Origin of the sequence: Streptomyces sp. NPDC052773 (genome assembly GCF_044547145.1) — a bacterium.
Lineage (GTDB): Bacteria > Actinomycetota > Actinomycetes > Streptomycetales > Streptomycetaceae > Streptomyces.
Map to the genome: position 1 here is coordinate 275,556 of NZ_JBITZX010000008.1, position 18,619 is coordinate 294,174.

22 protein-coding genes and 1 pseudogene are annotated in these 18,619 nt (G+C 73.6%); 10 read left to right on the plus strand and 13 right to left on the minus strand.

What is annotated here, in order from left to right; genetic code table 11:
* Positions 1-11: 11 nt before the first annotated feature.
* Both ACIG0D_RS20215 and ACIG0D_RS20220 read right to left on the minus strand, forming a co-directional pair.
* Complete coding sequence (locus ACIG0D_RS20215) at positions 12-554, minus strand: SixA phosphatase family protein (protein ID WP_399802552.1); 543 nt, start codon at positions 552-554, stop codon at positions 12-14.
* Positions 551-1,330, minus strand: a complete 780-nt coding sequence (locus ACIG0D_RS20220) for a hypothetical protein (RefSeq protein ID WP_399802555.1) — start codon at positions 1,328-1,330, stop codon at positions 551-553. The genes ACIG0D_RS20215 and ACIG0D_RS20220 overlap by 4 nt, the downstream gene beginning before the upstream one ends.
* Before the next feature lie 145 nt (positions 1,331-1,475).
* On the opposite strand from ACIG0D_RS20220, the gene ACIG0D_RS20225 reads away from it, so the two are divergent.
* From ACIG0D_RS20225 to ACIG0D_RS20235, 3 genes are all read left to right on the plus strand, one after another.
* Complete coding sequence (locus ACIG0D_RS20225; protein WP_365765901.1) at positions 1,476-1,883, plus strand: CoA-binding protein; 408 nt, start codon at positions 1,476-1,478, stop codon at positions 1,881-1,883.
* Positions 1,884-1,905: 22 nt separating this feature from the next.
* Positions 1,906-3,126, plus strand: a complete 1,221-nt coding sequence (locus tag ACIG0D_RS20230) for a 4-hydroxybenzoate 3-monooxygenase (RefSeq protein ID WP_399802751.1) — start codon at positions 1,906-1,908, stop codon at positions 3,124-3,126.
* Positions 3,127-3,266: 140 nt separating this feature from the next.
* A complete protein-coding gene (locus ACIG0D_RS20235) occupies positions 3,267-4,376 on the plus strand; it encodes a cation diffusion facilitator family transporter (protein WP_399802557.1) in 1,110 nt (369 codons plus the stop codon).
* 60 nt (positions 4,377-4,436) lie between these two features.
* On the opposite strand, the gene ACIG0D_RS20240 is transcribed toward ACIG0D_RS20235, so the two are convergent.
* Positions 4,437-4,997 (minus strand): YbaK/EbsC family protein, encoded by a 561-nt coding sequence (locus ACIG0D_RS20240; RefSeq protein WP_399802560.1) that lies wholly within the window; start codon positions 4,995-4,997, stop codon positions 4,437-4,439.
* A 62-nt stretch (positions 4,998-5,059) separates the two neighbouring features.
* Positions 5,060-5,632: a helix-turn-helix domain-containing protein gene (locus tag ACIG0D_RS20245; RefSeq protein WP_399802562.1), complete on the minus strand. Its 573-nt coding sequence runs from the start codon at positions 5,630-5,632 to the stop codon at positions 5,060-5,062.
* A 93-nt stretch (positions 5,633-5,725) separates the two neighbouring features.
* On the opposite strand from ACIG0D_RS20245, the gene ACIG0D_RS20250 reads away from it, so the two are divergent.
* Positions 5,726-6,583 (plus strand): EamA family transporter, encoded by an 858-nt coding sequence (locus tag ACIG0D_RS20250; protein ID WP_399802564.1) that lies wholly within the window; start codon positions 5,726-5,728, stop codon positions 6,581-6,583.
* Positions 6,584-6,623: 40 nt separating this feature from the next.
* Here the strand turns inward: ACIG0D_RS20250 and ACIG0D_RS20255 are convergent, their stop codons facing one another.
* A complete protein-coding gene (locus ACIG0D_RS20255; RefSeq protein ID WP_399802567.1) occupies positions 6,624-7,415 on the minus strand; it encodes an acyltransferase in 792 nt (263 codons plus the stop codon).
* A 108-nt stretch (positions 7,416-7,523) separates the two neighbouring features.
* Here ACIG0D_RS20255 and ACIG0D_RS20260 point away from each other — a divergent pair, with 108 nt between their 5' ends.
* On the plus strand, positions 7,524-8,057 hold the full coding sequence (locus ACIG0D_RS20260; protein ID WP_399802569.1) for a gamma carbonic anhydrase family protein: 534 nt from the start codon (positions 7,524-7,526) through the stop codon (positions 8,055-8,057).
* A 19-nt stretch (positions 8,058-8,076) separates the two neighbouring features.
* On the opposite strand, the gene ACIG0D_RS20265 is transcribed toward ACIG0D_RS20260, so the two are convergent.
* Positions 8,077-8,730 (minus strand): DedA family protein, encoded by a 654-nt coding sequence (locus ACIG0D_RS20265; RefSeq protein ID WP_399802572.1) that lies wholly within the window; start codon positions 8,728-8,730, stop codon positions 8,077-8,079.
* Between the two features lie 169 nt (positions 8,731-8,899).
* The gene (locus ACIG0D_RS20270; RefSeq protein WP_365765922.1) at positions 8,900-9,337 is read right to left on the minus strand and encodes a DUF4442 domain-containing protein; all 438 of its coding nucleotides are present in this window, start codon (positions 9,335-9,337) and stop codon (positions 8,900-8,902) included.
* Positions 9,338-9,422: 85 nt separating this feature from the next.
* Here ACIG0D_RS20270 and ACIG0D_RS20275 point away from each other — a divergent pair, with 85 nt between their 5' ends.
* The 3 genes from ACIG0D_RS20275 to ACIG0D_RS20285 all read left to right on the plus strand — a co-directional run bounded on the left by ACIG0D_RS20275 (position 9,423) and on the right by ACIG0D_RS20285 (position 12,876).
* Positions 9,423-10,283 carry a hypothetical protein gene (locus tag ACIG0D_RS20275; protein ID WP_399802575.1) on the plus strand — a complete coding sequence of 287 codons (861 nt, stop codon included), beginning with the start codon at positions 9,423-9,425 and terminating at the stop codon, positions 10,281-10,283.
* 79 nt (positions 10,284-10,362) lie between these two features.
* Positions 10,363-11,397, plus strand: a complete 1,035-nt coding sequence (locus ACIG0D_RS20280; RefSeq protein WP_399802578.1) for a hypothetical protein — start codon at positions 10,363-10,365, stop codon at positions 11,395-11,397.
* Between the two features lie 222 nt (positions 11,398-11,619).
* Complete coding sequence (locus tag ACIG0D_RS20285; RefSeq protein WP_399802754.1) at positions 11,620-12,876, plus strand: MFS transporter; 1,257 nt, start codon at positions 11,620-11,622, stop codon at positions 12,874-12,876.
* On the opposite strand, the gene ACIG0D_RS20290 is transcribed toward ACIG0D_RS20285, so the two are convergent.
* The 5 genes and pseudogenes from ACIG0D_RS20290 to ACIG0D_RS20310 form a co-directional block, all read right to left on the minus strand.
* On the minus strand, positions 12,838-13,683 hold the full coding sequence (locus ACIG0D_RS20290; RefSeq protein WP_399802580.1) for a spermidine synthase: 846 nt from the start codon (positions 13,681-13,683) through the stop codon (positions 12,838-12,840). The two genes, ACIG0D_RS20285 and ACIG0D_RS20290, sit on opposite strands and share 39 nt — an antisense overlap.
* 49 nt (positions 13,684-13,732) lie before the next feature.
* Positions 13,733-14,113, minus strand: coding sequence for a hypothetical protein (locus ACIG0D_RS20295; RefSeq protein WP_399802582.1), 381 nt, complete (start codon positions 14,111-14,113; stop codon positions 13,733-13,735).
* Positions 14,114-14,368: 255 nt separating this feature from the next.
* Complete coding sequence (gene tuf, locus ACIG0D_RS20300) at positions 14,369-15,538, minus strand: elongation factor Tu (RefSeq protein ID WP_399802584.1); 1,170 nt, start codon at positions 15,536-15,538, stop codon at positions 14,369-14,371.
* Positions 15,539-15,665: 127 nt separating this feature from the next.
* Positions 15,666-15,860, minus strand: a complete 195-nt coding sequence (locus ACIG0D_RS20305; RefSeq protein WP_399802759.1) for a hypothetical protein — start codon at positions 15,858-15,860, stop codon at positions 15,666-15,668.
* A gap of 14 nt (positions 15,861-15,874) precedes the next feature.
* A pseudogene (locus ACIG0D_RS20310) lies at positions 15,875-16,175 on the minus strand (hypothetical protein); the annotation flags it as partial.
* A 490-nt stretch (positions 16,176-16,665) separates the two neighbouring features.
* Here ACIG0D_RS20310 and ACIG0D_RS20315 point away from each other — a divergent pair.
* Entirely contained in the window at positions 16,666-17,190 is a 525-nt protein-coding gene (locus ACIG0D_RS20315) for a hypothetical protein (protein WP_399802586.1), read from the plus strand.
* Positions 17,191-17,557: 367 nt separating this feature from the next.
* Here ACIG0D_RS20315 and ACIG0D_RS20320 read toward each other — a convergent pair whose 3' ends face one another.
* Positions 17,558-18,055, minus strand: a complete 498-nt coding sequence (locus ACIG0D_RS20320; RefSeq protein ID WP_399802589.1) for a hypothetical protein — start codon at positions 18,053-18,055, stop codon at positions 17,558-17,560.
* Positions 18,056-18,064: 9 nt separating this feature from the next.
* On the opposite strand from ACIG0D_RS20320, the gene ACIG0D_RS20325 reads away from it, so the two are divergent.
* Positions 18,065-18,565 carry a hypothetical protein gene (locus ACIG0D_RS20325; RefSeq protein ID WP_399802592.1) on the plus strand — a complete coding sequence of 167 codons (501 nt, stop codon included), beginning with the start codon at positions 18,065-18,067 and terminating at the stop codon, positions 18,563-18,565.
* The last annotated feature ends 54 nt before the right edge of the window (positions 18,566-18,619 follow it).

The window sequence follows — 18,619 nt, forward strand, 5'->3', positions numbered from 1 at the left end:
CTATGCGGCGGCTACTTCTTCCTCCCCCTCGGTACCGTCACCCAGGTCAGCAGCGCCGCGCCGGGGGCGAGCTCCGGCCAGCCGGTGCCGCGCCAGGAGAGGACGGCGAGCGCCGAGGTCGGGAACTTCGCGCGGACCCGCTCGATGGTGTCGTCGAGGCCGTCCCCGGCCAGGTCGAGCACCAGGTCCTCCAGCCCGGGGTTGTGGCCGACCAGCAGCAGGGTGCCCACCTCGGGCGGTGTCTCGCGCACGACGGCGAGCAGTCCGGACGCGTCGGCGGCGTACAGCCGCGGGTCGTGCCGGACCGGCGGCGGAGTGCCCCACTGGGCGGCGGCCAGCTCCCAGGTCTGCCGCGCGCGGACGGCGGTGGAGCACACGGCGAGGTCCGGCAGGCAGTCGGCCGCGGCGAGGGCCCGCCCGGTGGCCGGGGCGTCGCGGCGCCCGCGCGGGGCGAGCGGCCGGTCGTGGTCGGGCACGTCGGGCGGCCGCGCGGACTTGGCGTGCCGCAACACGACCAGGCGGCGCAGCGGGCCCGCGGCCGCGCGCGTGATCACGGCAGGGCTCCCAGGTCGCGAGCGAGGTCGAGGCCGAGGAGCCGGTCCGCGTGGACGTACGTCTCGAAGCGGGCCCCGTCCGGCAGCTCCGGCTCGCCCTCCACCCACCGCAGGACGCGCAGCACCCCGGGCACGTCCAGGTCGTCCTCCCAGGCCGCGCGGAGCCGTGCGCGGACCTCGTCGGGCACCGGCCGCGACGGCTGCCGCGCCCACTCGGCGACGGCCCGCCGCCACCGGTCCAGCGTCCGGCGGGCCTCGTCGAGGCCCCCGGCCTCCAGCCGGACGGGCTCGCTCCTGCGCCGGGACAGCAGCGCGAGCCGCAGCACGGCCGGGTCACCGTCCAGCAGCGGGCCCAGCGACGGCCCCAGGGGCGAGTCCGGCACCTCCCGCTCCCCCGGTACCTCCCGCTCCCCCGGCGCCTCCACCGCCGCCACTGCCACCCGCACGCCCTCGGGTGCCGCGACCCCCTCCGCGACCACGTGCAGGACCTGCCGCTCCCCGAGGCCCGGCCCCGCGGTCGTACGGTCCTCCAGCGGGCGCACGCCGAGCGCGGTGGCCGCCGCCCGCAGCTCCGTCCGCTGCCGCTCCCCGGCGAGCAGTCCCCACACCGGTGTCCCGCCGAGTTCCAGGGCCCGTACCAGGACGTCGGCGACCAGCAGCACGCGCAGGGCGGTGGGGTCGAGGCCCGGCGCGTGCGCCTCGACACGGGTGAGGCCGCGGCGGGCGGGGGCGGCCTCGACGGGTTCGCCGGTTCCGGCGTCGATGATGCGCAGCACGGTGCGAGCGTAGGCCCGTCACCGCCCGGGCGCAGGTGCGCGGGCCGGGAATCTTCGTCCGCCGTCGGCCGTTGTCCTGCTCGAAGCACTTCGAGGACGCGAAGCTCGAAGCACCAGGAGAAGCCCCGAGGCCCGGGAGGCCCCCGTGTACGGCGACGCAGCCACCGTCCGCAAGATCCTCACCGAGAGCGGCGACACCTGGGCCGTGGTGGGCCTGTCGAACAACGAGCGACGCGCGGCGTACGGCGTCGCCCGCGTGCTCCAGCGCTTCGGCAAGCGCGTCGTGCCCGTCCACCCGAAGGCGGAGACGGTGCACGGGGAGCAGGGGTACGCCTCGCTCGCCGACATCCCCTTCGACGTGGACGTGGTGGACGTCTTCGTCAACAGCCACCTCGCCGGAGCCGTGGCCGACGAGGCGGTCGCGAAGGGCGCGAAGGCGGTCTGGTTCCAGCTGGACGTCATCGACGAGGCGGCGTACGAGCGCACCCGCGCGGCCGGTCTCGACATGGTGATGGACCGGTGCCCGGCCATCGAGATCCCGCAGCTCGACTGACCGCCATAATGTGCGGGTGGCCATAGCTCCCCACCCCGACTCGCCCGTCCCGCAAGGCTTTCCGGTCGTCATCGTCGGCGCCGGGCCCGCCGGGCTCACCCTCGGCAACATCCTGCGGGCCGCCTCGGTGGACTGCGTGGTGCTGGAGGCGGAGAGCAGGGAGTCCATCGAGCGCCGGCCCCGGGCCGGGGTGCTGGAGGAGTGGGCCGTACGCGGGCTGGAGCGGCGCGGACTGGCGGGCAACCTGCTCGCGCGGGCGCAGCGGCACACCCAGTGCGAGTTCCGCGTGGGCGGCCGGCGGCACCGGGTGTCGTACACCGAGCTGACGGGTCATCATCACTTCGTCTATCCGCAGCCGTTGCTCGTGACGGACCTGGTGCGGGAGTACGCGGACGTGCGCGGCGGCGACATCCGCTTCGGGGTGCGGGACGTACGGCTGCACGACCTGGACACGGACCGTCCGTCGGTGTCGTATCTCTGCCCGGAGAGCGGTGAACGGCAGCTGATCCGCTGCGACTTCGTCGCGGGCTGCGACGGGGCGCGCGGGGTGACGCGCACCGCGCTGCCCCCCGACCGGATCCGGATCGCCCGGCACGACTACGGCGTGGGCTGGCTGGCCCTGCTCGCCGAGGCGCCGCCGTCCTCCGACTGCGTGGTGTTCGGCGTCCACCCACACGGGTTCGCCGGGCACATGGCCCGCAGCCCCGAGGTCACCCGCTACTACCTCCAGTGCCCGCCCGGCGACGACCCGGCGAACTGGCCGCACGAACGGGTCTGGGCCGAGCTGCGGCTGCGGCTCGGCGCGGCGGACGCCCCGCCGCCGACCGAGGGGCGGCTGATCGAGAAGCGGGTGCTGGACATGCACAACTACGTCGTGGAGCCCATGGCGTACGGCCGCCTGTTCCTCGCCGGGGACGCGGCGCACCTGACCGCGCCGATCGCCGCCAAGGGCATGAACCTCGCCCTGCACGACGCGTTCCTGCTCGGCGACGCGCTCGTCGCGCACCTGACCCGCGGCGACGGCACCGGACTGGCCGGGTACTCGGCGGCCTGCCTGGGGCGCGTCTGGGACTACCAGGAGTTCTCGCAGTGGCTGTCCGAGGTGTACCACGGCACCGCCTCGGGCGATCCCTACCGCGCGGGGACCACGCTCGCGCGGCTGCGCCGCCTGTTCGACTCCCCGCGCGCGGCGACCGCGTTCGCGGAGCAGTACCTGGGCATCACCACGCTCACCTCCTGGTGACACGGCGCCCGCGCGGTCCGGCGCGGGATGCGCGGCTGCGCAGCGTGCGCAGGTAACAGGTGCATGCGTGCGCTCTTGCGCACATAATGGCGGAGGGCGCCGCGCACCCGCCCTCCGCCGCGCACCGGAAGGAGCACCTCGTGAGCGACCACCCCCACGACAGCGGCCACGGCCACGGCCATGACCACCCGCACCCGCACCCGCACCCGCACCCGCACCCGCACGGCCACGAGCACCCTCACCCCCACTCCCACTCCCGCCGTCAGGGCATCCGCCACCGCCTCGCCCACCTCCTCAGCCCCCACTCCCACGACAGCGCCGACAAGGTCGACTCCGCCCTGGAGTCCTCCGCCCGCGGCATGCACGCCCTCTGGGTCTCCCTGGCGGTCCTCGGGGCGACGGCGCTGGCGCAGGCGGTCGTGGTGGCGCTGTCCGGGTCGGTGGCGCTGCTCGGCGACACGGTGCACAACACCGCGGACGCGCTGACCGCCGTACCGCTCGGCATCGCGTTCGTGCTCGGCCGCCGCGCGGCGACGCGGCGCTTCACGTACGGCTACGGCCGCGCCGAGGATCTGGCGGGGATCGTGATCGTGCTGACCATCGCCGCGTCCGCCGCGTTCGCCGGGTGGACGGCGGTCGATCGGCTGCTCGATCCGCGTCCGGTCGCCCATGTCCCGGCGGTGGCGGTGGCCGCGCTGGTCGGTTTCGTGGGGAACGAGTGGGTGGCCCGGTACCGGATCCGCGTCGGCCGGGAGATCGGCTCGGCCGCGCTGGTCGCCGACGGACTGCACGCCCGCACCGACGGGTTCACCTCGCTCGCGGTGCTGCTGGGCGCCGGCGGCTCGGCGCTCGGCCTGCATCTGGCCGACCCGGTCGTCGGACTGGCGATCACCGCGGCGATCGTGCTGGTGCTGCGGGACGCGGCGCGCGAGGTGGTGCGGCGGGTGATGGACGCCGTCGACCCGGCGCTGGTGGACCGGGCCGAGCGGGCGCTGCGCGCGGTGCCGGGCGTGCGCGGGGTGGGCGAGCTGCGGCTGCGCTGGATAGGGCACCGGCTGCGGGCCGAGGTGGCGGTGGTCGTGGACGGCGAGGCGACGGTCCGCCAGGCCCACGCGATCGCGGTGGACGCCGAACACGCCCTGCTGCACGCCGTACCGCGGCTGACCGCCGCCCTGGTCCACGCCGATCCGGCGCCGGTGCCGGGCGAGGCGGACCCGCATCTGCCGCTGGCCCACCACGCGCCGGCCTGACCCCGCAGGGTCGCCCGGCCTCCGGTGGCCGGGTCGGTCACGGCCTCCGGCGACCAGGCGTCAGACGGGCTGGCCCAGCCCCTCCAGCACCACGGCACCCGGGAGTTCGGCGAACGCCTTGCCGGGCACGAGCAGCTTGCCGCGCCGCCGCCCGCTGCCGACGAGGACGTACGGCAGGTCGACGACCGCGGAGTCGACCAGCACCGGCCAGTCGGCGGGCAGTCCGATCGGCGTGATGCCGCCGTACTCCATGCCGGTCTCCCCCGTGGCCGTGTCCATGGACGCGAAGGAGGCCTTGCGGGCGCCGAGATGGCGGCGGACCACGCCGTTGACGTCGACCCGGGTGGTGGAGAGCACCACACAGGCGGCGAGTGTGCTCTCGCCGCCGCGCTTCCCGGCGACGACCACGCAGTTCGCGGACTGCTCCAGCAGCTCCCGGCCGTAGTGCTCCACGAAGACGGCGGTGTCGGCCCACCGCGGGTCGGTGTCGACGTAGAGGATCTGCTCGGCGGGGACGGCGCCGGTCCACCGGCGTACGGCGTCGGCGACCGGGCGGGTCAGTTCGTCGAGGCAGTCGGGGGCGGGGGTGGCCTGGTCGAAGTCTCCGATGGGTGCGCGCATGGCCGCACGCTAACAGCCGCACGGCGGCGGTCGTTCGGGCGTCTCACGTCTCGACGGGCGCCTCAGCCGACGGGCGGGACGGAGACGGCGAGGACCATCTCCATCGGTACGTCGCCGTCGTTGCCGTACGTGTGCGGGGCGGCGGCCTCGAAGGAGGCGCTGGCGCCGGCCGGGACGCGGTACTCGGTGCCGTCGACGGTGAGGGTGAGTTCGCCGGCCGTGACGTGGACGAGTTCGACGGTGCCCGCCGGGTGCGGGTCGGAGGAGCTGGACTCGCCCGGCATCAGCCGCCAGTCCCACAGCTCCAGCGGACCGGGGGCCTCGGTGCCGGCGAGCAGCCGGTTGTAGCTGCCCGCCTCGGTGTGCCACATCCGGACGGCCTGGTCGGCGGGGACGACCCGGACCTTGGGGCCCTGCTCGTAATCGAGCAGGGTGGTGATGCTGACGCCGAGCGCGTCGCCGATCTTGACGACGGTGCCGAGGCTGGGGTTGGTGCGGGCCTGCTCGATCTGGATGAGCATGCCCCGGCTGACGCCGGCCCGGGCGGCGAGCGTGTCGAGGGTGAACCCCCGCTCGGCACGCCAGCGCTTGACGTTGCGGGCCAGGGACTGGGTCAGCAGGTCGAGGTCCGACACATTCCGTCCAATATTCTGGATGACAGAGTTCAGTTCACTGCACTACGGTGGGGTGCACCCGATCGTTCACCGAACTGTACTGCGAGGCGCCCCGTGACAGCACTCTTCGCCCTGGCCACCAGCCTCCTGTGGGGTCTGGCCGACTTCGGCGGCGGACTGCTGACCCGGCGCACGCCCGCGCTCACCGTCGTCGTGATCTCGCAGTCGATCGCCGTGGTCGTGCTCGGCGCCCTCGTGATCGCGACCGGCGCCTGGAGCGAGGCCGGCCCGCAGCTGTGGTTCGCCGTCGGCGCCGGTCTGGTGGGCCCGGTGGCCATGCTCGCCTTCTACAAGGCGCTCGCGCTGGGGCCGATGGGCGTGGTCTCGCCGCTCGGCTCGCTGGGCGTGGCGGTGCCCGTGGGCGTGGGCGTCGTCCTGGGCGAGCGGCCGGGGCTGCTCCAGCTCGCGGGGATCGTGGTGGCCGTGGCCGGGGTGGTGCTCGCGGGCGGGCCGGAACTGCGGGGCGCGCCCGTGCAGCGGCAGGCCGTCCTGCTGACCCTGCTCGCGGCGTTCGGGTTCGGCGCGGTGATGGCGCTGATCGCCGAGGCGTCGAGCACGGTCACCGGCCTGTTCCTCGCGCTGTTCGTGCAGCGGGTCACCAACGTCGTCGCCGGCGGCGCCGCCCTCTACGCGTCCGTGCGGCGCGGCTCCCCCGCCCTCCCGGCGGAGGGTTTCCCCTGGCGCGCGCTGCCCGCGCTCGCCTTCGTCGGGCTCGCCGACGTCGCGGCCAACGGCACCTACGCGATCGCCGCCCAGCACGGGCCGGTCACCGTGGCCGCCGTACTGGCCTCCCTCTACCCGGTGGTGACCGCCCTGGCCGCGCGCGGCTTCCTCAGCGAACGGCTGCGCGCGGTCCAGGCCGCGGGCGCGGGACTGGCCCTCGCCGGTTCCCTGCTGCTGGCCACCGGGTGACGGCCGGTCACCGGCTCGCCGCCGGCGGCCACCGGGCGGGTCAGGACTCCGCGTCGACGGCGTCGACCGCGTCCACGTCGTCCAGCTCCGCCAGCCGGGCCACCGCGTCCTCGTCCAGTCCGGCCAGCTTCAGCAGCTGATCGGAGGTCACGCCGTCCGGTATCGGCACCGGCGGCGGGGTGCGCAGCGGCGGCTGCCAGCCCTCCGCGGGCGTCCAGCGCCGTACGACCCGGGCGGGCGCCCCCGCGACCACGGCGTGGTCGGGGACCGCGCCCCGCACCACCGCGCCGGCCGCGACCACCACGTTCCGCCCGATCCGCGCCCCCGGCAGGATCACCGCGCCGGTGCCGATCCAGCAGCCGGGCCCGATCTCCACCGGCTCCATGCGCGGCCACTGCTTGCCGATCGGCTGGTGCGGGTCGTCGTAGGAGTGGTTGGTGGACGTGACGTAGACGTACGGGCCGAAGTAGCAGTCGCTGCCGATGCTGACCGTCGTGTCCGCGATGACGTGGCTGCCGCGGCCCAGGACGACGCCGTCGCCGATGCGCAGGATCGGCTCCGGGCCGAGGTCCAGGTCGGGCATGAGACCGGCGGTCAGGGTGACCTGCTCGGCGACGATGCAGTGCGCGCCGAGGTGGATCCAGGGCTCGCCGAAGACCGTGCCGAGCGGGAAGGCCAGCCGGGTGCCGGCGCCCATCGCGCCGAAGCGGAACCGGCCGGGGTGTTCGGCGGTGACCGAGCCGGTGCGCTGCACCCAGGCCCAGCCCGCGTGGACCGCGCGCTGCGCCAGGCGGCGCCGCCAGGACGAGAACGTGTTCTTGGGCTTCGGCACCCGCTCACGGTACTCACGGCGCGGGTGCCCGATGGGACCGGAGCCCTGTGATCTTCGCCCTACCGGGTGGCGTACGGTGCGGGGGTACTCGACGACGAGGAGGCGACGATGACTCACCAGGCGCTGATCAGGGCGATCGGTGGCAAGGAACCGGCGGTCGACCCGGAGGCCTTCGTGGCGCCGGGCTGCACCGTGATCGGGGACGTGACGCTGGGGGCGGGCGCGAGCGTCTGGTACGGGGCGGTGCTGCGCGGCGACGTCGAGCGGATCTCGGTGGGCGCGGACAGCAATGTGCAGGACAACTGCACGCTGCACGCCGACCCCGGTTTCCCCGTCACCGTCGGCGAGCGCGTCTCCGTCGGGCACAACGCCGTGGTGCACGGCGCGACGGTGGAGGACGACTGTCTGATCGGCATGGGCGCCACCGTGCTGAACGGCGCGGTCGTCGGCGCCGGTTCGCTGGTCGCCGCGCAGGCGCTGGTGCCGCAGGGCATGCGCGTGCCCCCGGGCTCGCTCGTCGCGGGCGTACCCGCGAAGGTCAGGCGGGAGCTGACCGCGGAGGAGCGCGAGGGCATCACGCTGAACGGAACGATGTACGCGGAGCTGGCGAAGGCGCACCGCGAGGTGCACGCCGAGGGCTAGCCGACCGTCCCGCCGAGGCTCAGTCGGCCGCGGCCGGCACCGGCTCGGCCGGCTGCTGCGGTGCCGCGGCCGTCGCCTTCTTCGCCTTGCGCTTGATGATCAGCATCGAGGTGAGGCCGACGCACACGGCCAGCACCAGGCCGACCCAGGAGAAGCGCTTGAGCCAGGCCTCGGCGACCACGCCGACGTAGTAGATGACCGCGGTGGTGCCGCCGGCCCAGAGGATGCCGCCGAGGACGTTGGCGATCAGGAACTTCCAGTACGGCATGCGCAGGACGCCCGCGAGCGGGCCCGCGAAGATGCGCAGCAGGGCGACGAACCGGCCGAAGAAGACGGCCCACATGCCCCACTTCTCGAAGGACCGCTCGGCGGTCGCGATGTGCCCCTCGCTGAAGTGGCGGGGGAACCTCCGGCCGAGCCAGGCCAGCAGCGGGCGTCCGCCCCTGCGGCCGATGGCGTAACCGATGGAGTCGCCGATGATCGCGCCGGCGGTGGCGCAGGCGCCGAGGATCACCGGGTCGATGTCGCCGTGCTGGGAGGCGAGCAGCGCGGAGGAGACCAGGATGATCTCACCCGGCAGCGGGATGCCCAGGCTCTCCAGACCGATGACCACTCCCACCAGCGCGTAGATGCTGACCGCGGGTACGGTCTCGAGCCATTCCTGGACGTGCACCGCAGCTCCCCTCTCGTCGCGTGGCCGGCATGCGCCCGGGCGGGCGCATGCCGGTGAAGCCTACCGGTCCCCGTGACACCACTGTGTCCCACGAGGCGACCGCGCGGACGTCCGGGAACACGCCAAAGGCCCCGGCCGGGAAGGCCGGGGCCTGTGCGGTGCGCCTGCCTCAGCCGTTGGGGCGCAGGGTCCAGACGACGGTCATCTCGCTGGTGACGGCGCCGTCCTCGCGCTGGATCGCGACGCTCACCGGGAACTCGGGGCGCTTGCCCTCGTCGAGTTCGGCGATGACGTCGGCGATCGGGCGGCCGAGGGTCGCGGTGGCCTTGACCGGGCCCAGGGCGATCTTCTTGAACGCGATCTCGGCGTGGACCGGGAGCGGCACCGCGCGGGAGAGCTGGTCGCCGAAGGCGGCGAGGACGATCGCGCCGCTGGCCGACTCGCCGAGGGTGAACATGGCCCCCGCGTGCGGCCCGCCGACGTGGTTGCGGTACTCGCTCTGGTCCGGGAGGGCCAGCACGGCCTTCTCCGGAGTGGTCTCCAGGTACTCCAGGTTCAGGGTGCGAACCATCGGCACCGTGGCGGCGAGCAACTCGCCGATCGACATCTGATCTGCGCTCATGCCCGAAGGTTACCCACGAGTAGCCTCCGCTGGCCAGGCCGGTGTGATGATCGCCGTATCCTTGCCGCCCATGGGGCATGGAGCACAGCCGCCGGCGAGCGGCCCGAACCCGCAGGATCGGCGGACCGCGCACACCAAGGCGGTGGCGATCGGCGCGGCGGCGGTCGTCGTGGTGGCGGCGGCGGTGACCGGGGCCGTACTGCTCGGCCGCGACGGCGAGCGGACGCCCCCGTCGGCGTCGGCCGGCTCCGCCCCGGCGGCCTCCTCCCCGGCCGTCTCCCCCACCGCCCCCTCCGCGACCGCCAATCCGCGTACCGGGGACGGCCCGGAACCGACCGTCGCGGGCTGGAAGGCCGTGGTCAACCCGGACCTCGGCATCGCCTTCGACGTCCCGGCCGAGTGGGCGCTCGAGTCGCCGGACTGGGTGAGTTACGTCGCCGAGGACGACGATCCGGCGGACACCCCGCTGGTCGCGATGAAGGCGCCGGCCGTACTGAAGGAGAAGTGGTGCTCGTCCGACGACGACCGGGACGGCACCGTGGACGACACCCCGCTGGCGAGCGCGGGCACCCGCGGCAACAACGGGGCCCGCAGCCCCGCGGAGGCCGCCCGCGCGGACTCGGCGAACTGGGTCTACGGCCTCTACACCCAGCCGGACCGGAAGAAGGTCGCCACGGGTCCGGTCACCTCGTTCACCACCGACTCCGGTCTCACCGGCAGCCTGGTCACCTCGTCCTCCTCCGGGGTCCAACGGCGCGACAAGTGCGACTCGGACGGCAAGGCCACCACCTTCGCCTTCGAGACACCGGACGGTGACGTGGTGTCGTGGTCCTTCGTCGGCGCGGACGGCGTGCGCGAGGAGGTCCCGGACGCGGCGGTGCGCGAGATCGCCCGCACGGTACGGCTGTACGCCGACCCCTCGGCCTCCTGAACCGACGTACGGTTTCGCGACGGCCCTGACGAGGGGTGGTGACCGAATCGTGTCGTGGACACCACTAGGGTTACCGCTCATGTGGCCAGGACAGCAGCAGCCCGGGGGCGAGCAGAACCCGCAGGGGCAGAACAACCCGTACCAGCAGCCGGGGTACCAGCAGCAGCCGAATCCTTACCAGCAGCCCGGCTACCAGCACCCCAACCCGTACCAGCAGCAGCCGCAGTGGAACACCCCCGCACCCGTGGGCGCCCCGCAGCCGGCGACCGTCGCGGGCGGCGGCGGTGGCGGCGGCAACCGCACGAAACTGGTCGCGATCGTGGCGGCCACGGCCGTGGTCATCGCGGCCGGCGTGACCGGATTCCTGGTCCTCGGCGGGGACAAGGACGACCAGGCCGACGGCGGCTCGAAGGCGAAGACCAGCCAGTCGCCCACGCCGACCGCGGAACCCACCGCCACGGCCTCCGGGACCGACGACAACCCGCGTGACGGCGAGGCCGAAAAGCCGACGATCGCGGGCTGGAAGGTCGTCGTCAACCCTAAGTGGGGCGTCGCGTTCGACGTGCCGGCCGACTGGGAGGTGCAGAACCCGGGGATGCTCATCGCGTTCGAGGAGGAGAACTCGGATGAGCTGAAGCCGCTCGTCACCATGACCGGCACCGCCGTCTACCAGTCCAAGTGGTGCACGTCGGACTCCAACAAGGACGGCCGCACCGAGGACACCTCGCTCGCGGCGGTGGGCACCAAGGGCGCCGACGGCGCGAAGAACACCGACGAGGTGGCGATCAACACCGTCGCCTGGTGGATCTACGGCGGCTACACCCAGCCGGACAAGAAGAGCGTGGTCTTCGAGGAGAAGGCCGAGCCCTTCACGACGGCCTCCGGCATCGAGGGCAGCATCGCCTGGGCCGAGTCCAAGGACTCGCCCCGCAAGGGCAAGAGCAAGTGCGCGACCGACGGCAAGGCGATGACATTCGGCTTCCAGAACTCGGCGGGCAACTACGTGTCGTGGAACTTCTTCGGCGCCAAGGGCGTGAAGAAGGAGGTCTCGAAGGAGACGATCCTGAAGATCGCCGGCACCGTCCGGCTGCACGGTGAGCCCACGGAGAGCTGACGGGGCGCCGGCGGAGAGCTGACCTGCGCCGATGGGCGGCGGAAATCCGGTTTGGCAAGTCGGGCCCCGGGCGGTGATAGTCACCCGGTGAACTCCGCCGCCGATCCCGCCGCCCCCGGGCGCCGCCCGGACAGACCCGCCGGGCGCAAGCCCTCCGGGCGCAGACCCGCCCCGCGCAGACCCGCCCCGCGCAGGCCCGCTTGGGCGGGCCGCAACTACAGCCTGCTGACCGCCGCCGCGGTCGTCACCCACCTCGGCAGCCACGGCGCCCTGATCGCCGCCGCGTTCGCCGTGCTCGAGGCCGGTGGCGACGGCGGCGACGTGGGACTGGTCGCCGCCGCGCGCACCCTGCCGCTGGTGCTCTTCCTGCTGATCGGCGGCGCGCTCGCGGACCGGCTGCCGCGCCACCGGGTGATGGTCGCGGCGAACGTCCTCAACTGCGTCTCGCAGGGCCTGTTCGCCCTGCTCGTGCTCACCGGCGATCCGCAGTTGTGGCAGATGATGCTGCTCACCGCCCTGAACGGCACCGGCCAGGCGTTCTTCAGCCCGGCGGCCGAGGGCATGCTGCTCTCCTCCGTGCGGGGCGAACAGGCCGGGCGGGCGTTCGCGGTGTTCCGGATGGCCATGCAGGGCGCTGCGCTCGGCGGCGCGGCCCTGGGCGGCGCGATGGTCGCCGCGATCGGACCGGGCTGGGTGCTCGCCGCGGACGCGGCGGCCTTCGCCGTCGCCGCCGCGCTGCGCTCCTTCCTCGACGTCAGCGGTGTCCCGCCGCGCGCGCCGGGCGGCGGGCTGCTCGCCGATCTGCGCGAGGGCTGGCGGGAGTTCGCCGGCCGGCCGTGGCTGTGGGGCATCGTCGTGCAGTTCTCGATCGCCAACGCGGTGGTCGGCGCCGCCGACGCGGTCTACGGCCCGCTGGTCGCCCGCGACCACCTCGGCGGCCCCGCCCCCTGGGGCCTGGCGCTCGGCTTCTTCGGCGCGGGCACGGTCGTCGGCGCGCTGCTGATGACCCGCTGGAAGCCACGTCGGCTACTGCTCGCGGGCACACTGTGCGTCTTCCCGCTGGCCCTGCCGTCCGCGGCGCTCGCCGTGCCGGTGCCGGCCGGGGTGCTGTGCGCGGTGATGTTCGTGACCGGGGTGACGCTGGAGGTGTTCGGCGTCTCCTGGATGACCGCCCTGCACCAGGAGATCCCCGAGGACAAGCTCTCCCGGGTCTCGGCCTACGACTGGTTCGGCTCGGTGGCGCTGATGCCGCTGGCGATGGCGCTGGCCGGGCCCGCGGAGCAGACGTTCGGGCGCACCCCGGCGCTGTGGGGGTGCGCGACGCTGGTCGTGGTGGTCACGGCGGCGGTGCTGCTCGTCCCGGACGTGCGCAACCTGCGGCGCCGCACCAAGGAGGTCGCGGCCCAGGCCCCGGTGACCGTGCCCGGCGCGGACAGCGGCTCAGCCGATGCCGAACGCCCCGTCGGGGGGCACGGGTGACGGAACGGCCTCCTCGTCCCGCACCGGTCGGGCATCGCCGATGAACGCCCGCAGCGCGGGCCCGTGTTCGACCCGGGCGGGGAAGACGTCCGCGGCGGTGAGCCGGGCCAGCGCGGCGATGTCCACCGGTCGGTGGGCGGCGACGAGCACGGCGTTGCCGAAGCGACGGCCACGCAGCACGGCCGGTTCCGCGATGAGCACCAGCTCCTCGAACAGCTCGGCGAACGTGGCGAGTTGGGAGCGGAGGAAGGCGAACGGCGCGGCGTCGGCGAGGTTCGCCACATAGACACCGACCTCGCGCAGCACCCGCTCGGCCTCGCGGGCGTAGGTCAGGGACGTCAGGTGCGCGGGTACCCGTGAGCCGCCGAAGACGTCGGCCACGAGGACGTCCGCGCTGTCGTCGGGGGCGTCCGCCAGCCAGGCGCGCGCGTCCCCCGCGTGCAGCGCGATGCCGGCGCCGGCCGGGAGCGGCAGCTGCTCGACGACCAGGTCGAGCAGCACCCGGTCGGCCTCGACGACGTCCTGCCGGGAGCCAGGCCGGGTCGCCGCCAGATAGCGCGGCAGCGTCAGCGCCCCGCCGCCGAGGTGCAGCACGTCCAGCGGCAGCCCCGGCTCGGCGACGGTGTCCAGCACATGCCCGAGGCGCCGTGCGTACTCGAACTCCAGATGGGTCGGCTCGTCGAGGTCGACGTACGACTGCGGTGCCCCGTCCACGGTGAGCAGCCAGGCCCGCTCCCGGTCCACGTCGGGCATCAGCTTGGCGGTTCCCTGGTCGACGGACCGGCTGACGGGTATGGGCTCGTTCACGGCTCCATTGTGCCCGTGCCGGACGGACCGGCCCGCCGCCCGCCCACGCTCACGCGGCCTGCCCCGCGGAGTCCTCCGGCGCGGAAGCCGCCTGCGCCGATGCTTCCTGCGCTGAGTCCGGCCCGGCCGAGGCCGACTCCGGCAACGCCTGACCCGCCGAGGCCGTCCCCCTCGCCGCCCGCTCCCCCGAGGCCTTCTCCGGGGCGGGCGGCCTCCGCTCGTGCAGCGCCTTCCGTACCCGCCGTTCCGAGAGACCCAGCCGCGCCGCCAGCATCTCGACCGGTACGCCCAGGCGGCCGGCGGTGCGCAGTACCGCGTTCCGGCGCCGATGCCAGCGGGCCGCCGCCCGCCTGCCCGCCACCGTGCGTTCCATCACGACCGCCGCCTCCAGCAGCAGCCGGCCCGCCGCCCCTCGGCCCCCGCGCCCCATGTCGCCCCCTGTCATGGCTTGTGCAACCCGCCTGTACACCACGGTCGGCGATGCCCAAAGCCCTCACAAGGGCGCAGATCAGGCGCACCAGGGGGAACCCGGGCGACTCGGTCGTCGGCGGTCCCGCACCCGAGCGACCTCCTCCGCGTGCGCCGGTACGGGTACCCGGGCGTGGCCGGTTGCTACGGACCAGGGGCCCGTCTCCCCTCCCGGGGCCTCACCGAGACCCCGAGCGCGGGAGCCGGGCCCCGCCCCTCAGCCGACCGAGGTCACCGTGCCCGCGCCGACCGTGCGTCCGCCCTCGCGGATCGCGAAGCCGAGGCCGGGCTCGAGCGGCACCTCGCGGCCCAGCTCGACGGTCATGGTGACGGTGTCGCCGGGCCGGGCGACGGCCGCCGTACCGAGGTCGACGGCGCCGACCACGTCCGCCGTACGGATGTAGAACTGCGGGCGGTACCCGGTCGCCACCGGTGTCGCACGGCCGCCCTCGCGGGCCGACAGCACGTACACCTGGGCCGTGAAGCGGCTGCTGGGCGTGACGCTGCCGGGCGCCGCGACGACATGGCCGCGGCGTACCGCGTCGCGCGGCACCCCGCGCAGCAGCAGTGCCACGTTGTCACCGGCTTGCGCCTCCTCCATCGGCTTGCCGAAGGTCTCGAGACCGGTGACGACGGACTCCAGTCCGGCGCCCAGCACCTCGACCCGGTCGCCGAGGCGGACGGTGCCGCGCTCGACGGCGCCGGTGACGACGGTGCCGCGACCGGTGATGGTCAGCACGTTCTCCACCGGCAGCAGGAACGGCGCGTCCAGATACCGCTCCGGCATGGGCACATAGGTGTCCACCGCGTCGAGCAGCGCCTCGATGGACGCCGTCCACCGCGGGTCGCCCTCCAGGGCCCGCAGACCCGAGACACGGACGACGGGGACGGCGTCGCCGCCGTAGCCGTGCGCGGTGAGCAGGTCGCGGACCTCCAGCTCGACGAGTTCCACCAGCTCCTCGTCGGCCGCGTCCGCCTTGTTCAGCGCCACCACCACGTGGTCGACGCCCACCTGACGGGCGAGCAGCACGTGCTCGGCGGTCTGCGGCATGATCCCGTCGAGCGCGGAGACGACGAGGATCGCCCCGTCGAGCTGCGCGGCGCCGGTGACCATGTTCTTCACGTAGTCGGCGTGGCCGGGCATGTCGACGTGCGCGTAGTGCCGGGTGTCGGTCTCGTACTCGACGTGCGCGATGTTGATGGTGATGCCGCGCGCGGCCTCCTCCGGGGCGCGGTCGATGCGGTCGAACGGCACGAAGGTGCCGGTGCCGCGCTCGGCGAGGACCTTGGTAATGGCGGCGGTCAGGGTGGTCTTGCCGTGGTCGACATGACCCATGGTGCCGATGTTGAGATGCGGTTTGGTGCGGACGTACGCCGTCTTGGACATGGCGGTACCTCGAAGTCTGTTGCGAAGAAGTCTCCGCTGCGCCGGACAGCCGGCGGGAAGCGGGAGGAGGACCCCAGGGACCTGCCGACCCTCCCCCTGCGGGGTCCGCCGGACGATCCGGGGAGGGTCAGCTTCGGGCGCCGTCGACGGCGGCCAGGAAGACGGGCACGGCAGCCTTCGGCGCATCCGCGACCGCGGATGCTGCGAGGAGGAAGGCGTACCGGAACATGCCGTCGATCATCGCCGACGCCCCGTCCGGCGTCGAATGAATTTCCTGCCGGTCGTGGCCGGACGGGCCGACCGTGCCGCAGCGGTCCGCCACGGAGCACACCCAGGTCAGGCACTCCGCACCCGGGTCAGGCCCTCGACCTCATCGAGGTTCGCAGCCAGGAAGCTCATCTCCCCCGCGACCGTTGCCCGCACCGCCGCCCCCACGAAGGCACGCACGACAGCGGAGCCGGCCGGCTGGGACGTGGTGACGTAGCCGACCTGGCCGTGTGGGGCGACGGGGGCCGAGATCGGCGATCCCGACCGCGTCCGGTGCTCCGATCAAGGAGAGCGCGGGCCTGGTGGCCATTCCGTGACCCCCGCTCACCAACGAGAGCACCGCTCCGTCGTCCTCGGCCTCGACGGTCGCCTCCAGAAGGGTGAGGACCTGTTCGTCTCGGCCGCACCGCACGGCATCGACGTGTTCGTCGACAACGTCGGCGGGCCCCGACTGGCCGCCGCGGTGGGAGCACTGCGCGAGTTCGGCCGCATCCTCCGCATCGGCACCGTCAGCCAGTACAACAACCCCGACGCGCCGCCGCCGCGCTTCGACCACGCGGGCATCGTGGAGAAGAGCCTCCGCATGGAGGGGTTCCTGGTCAGCAAACTACCGCGACGTACAGGAGGACGACCACGCCAGCCCCGAAGCCCGAAGCGGCGGAAACCCACCGACGAGTGCTCGGAACCAGCGGCCTGGCCGACACCCTGCGAACGCCCCTTTTCGCCCCGTCCACGGCTGAGGGCCTGGACAGGGCCGTACTCCTGCACGGGACGGCGACACGACCACCTCGCCCCGAGGCTCGTCGAGGCGCACACTGAAGGACGAACGCCGTGCCGGTGTGCGGTCGTGTGGAGGGGCCATGTCAGCGTTCGGTGCGCTCGTCCGGTCCGGTCGTGTGGCGACGACCGCCCGCTGCCGCCGCGTCGTGCACCACCTCCGGCGCGGTGATCGCGCACGTGACGCCCGGATACCGCGCTCCGCCCAGGTGCAGGTGCTGCTGACGGTGCTGGACGAGAGCGTGGCCTCGCTGAGGTCCGCGGACACGGCGGTCGCGGCGTGCGGTGCGCCGGACGGCGCCGCCGGGCAGACCGCCCGGGAGTGCGCACGCGCCCTCTCGGGGTTTCACCGCTTGCGCGTCCGGCTGGCAGAGCTGCCGATCACCGAGCCCGACCTCGTGGACGTCAGGGCGTACGCGGGCCGGCTCCTGGCCTACGACCAGTGGATGGTGCAGCAGGCCCTGAACGTGGCCTACACCGTGCATCCCGACGCGCGCACCGAGGCGGCCCGGCTCCAGCTCAACGGCCTCGGACGGCCCGCCGACGAACTCCGACGGCTGCGCGACGCCCTGAAGGCGACCAGCCGGAGAGAGGCGCGGCAGCCATGAGGCAGGCCCGCCAGGTGCCTCGGGAGCCGAGGCGGCGGCCCGGCGCATGACCGAACCGCTCCGGCGAGGCCCCCCCTCCAAGGCGGGCCCTGTCCGCTTCTCCGGGGGCACGGCAGTGGAGTGGCCGACGGGAGTACGCCGGCCAGGCCGATCGCCGTACGCAGGCCGAGCGAGCCGCCCCGCAGACTGCGCCCCGGCCGTCGGCGCCGCGGCGTTCGACGACGCCCGTGGCAGGATCGTGACTGCTTCGAGTGGGCTGACTGGGCTGTCCACGTCGACGAAAACGGCAGCATCTCGTTCCGCGCCCGGTGAACGCCTCGCGATGACCTGGTCGATGTCTGGCGGACGCAGGAGACGCCTCACGTCTTCAGCGCTGCCAGAGGAAGGCTGCCTCGCTGCAGGGCCGGCAGTGAAAGATGTAACCGCGGCCACCTCCGCCGAAGTTGGCGGAGGTTGCGAAGTCGGTTCCCTCTTCCAGCTCGGCCGTGAATGTCATACGGGCCATGCAGGAGGAACAGTCAGGCGTCTCGTCACCTTGCATCCAGTCGGGTTCACCACCCAGCCGCCCCAGAACGGGCTCCGCGGTCGGGACGTCGGCTGGGTGCGGACGCAAAGCGGTGACCGCACCGAGCAGCGTCTCGCCTTCGGCGGGGACGGTGGCCGCCGTCAGGTGACCACTGAACACGAAGGCGCCGTTCGCGCCGCCGGTGGCGTCCCAGTCGTCGCACATGCCGGGGTCGTTCTGGCAGAAGAACACCGCGACCGTCCCGAAATCGACGGGCAGATGAGCGAGAAACTGCAGAAGGCGTTCAGAGCTCCAATCGTCGTTCGAATCGGGATGCGCCGCCCTGCGGGGCAGATGCACACTCGGCGCATGGCATCGCTCTCCAATCGCTTCCGGGATCCGCGCAGTACGGAGTACGACTTCATCGGCTCGATCCTTGTGCGATGCCCCGGTTGTGCGAGGGCCGCTCGTGTCGTTCCCGCGCCCGGAGATTCCGGCTCCGGGGGGCGGCTGTTGTTCAGGCCGCGGCGTCTGGTCTGCCGTAGTTGCGGACTGTCGCGGGTGTGGAGCGGCCGTCGTGTCGCGCTCTGCGGCGGCACAGCTCAACCCGCGACGGATCCGTATTTCGGTATGCCGCTGTGGCTTCAGGTCGAGACTCGGCATGGGTGGTTGTGGGCGTACAACCTCGAACATCTCGACCTGATCCGCCGTTTCGTCCAGGCGCCACTGCGGGAACGAGCACCGTGGTACGACATCGGGCGGAAGATGACGTTGGTGGCCCGCCTTCCCGCATGGATCAAACGAGGGAAGAACCGAGCCGAGATCCTGCGTGCCGTCGGCCGGATCCACGCCTCACTGGATGCGGCCTGAACCGCATACGGCATCGGAACGTCGCTTCTCTCGCCTCGCCGGCGGCACACCGCC

Coding starts and splice junctions, on each gene's coding strand:
- ACIG0D_RS20240 (WP_399802560.1), bottom strand. CDS start 4,997: ATGCGCGCACCCATCGGAGACTTCGACCAGGCCACCCCCGCCCCCGAC.
- ACIG0D_RS20260 (WP_399802569.1), top strand. CDS start 7,524: ATGACTCACCAGGCGCTGATCAGGGCGATCGGTGGCAAGGAACCGGCG.
- ACIG0D_RS20270 (WP_365765922.1), bottom strand. CDS start 9,337: ATGTCGATCGGCGAGTTGCTCGCCGCCACGGTGCCGATGGTTCGCACC.
- ACIG0D_RS20275 (WP_399802575.1), top strand. CDS start 9,423: ATGGGGCATGGAGCACAGCCGCCGGCGAGCGGCCCGAACCCGCAGGAT.
- ACIG0D_RS20280 (WP_399802578.1), top strand. CDS start 10,363: ATGTGGCCAGGACAGCAGCAGCCCGGGGGCGAGCAGAACCCGCAGGGG.
- ACIG0D_RS20295 (WP_399802582.1), bottom strand. CDS start 14,113: ATGGGGCGCGGGGGCCGAGGGGCGGCGGGCCGGCTGCTGCTGGAGGCG.
- tuf (WP_399802584.1), bottom strand. CDS start 15,538: ATGTCCAAGACGGCGTACGTCCGCACCAAACCGCATCTCAACATCGGC.
- ACIG0D_RS20315 (WP_399802586.1), top strand. CDS start 16,666: ATGTCAGCGTTCGGTGCGCTCGTCCGGTCCGGTCGTGTGGCGACGACC.
- ACIG0D_RS20325 (WP_399802592.1), top strand. CDS start 18,065: ATGGCATCGCTCTCCAATCGCTTCCGGGATCCGCGCAGTACGGAGTAC.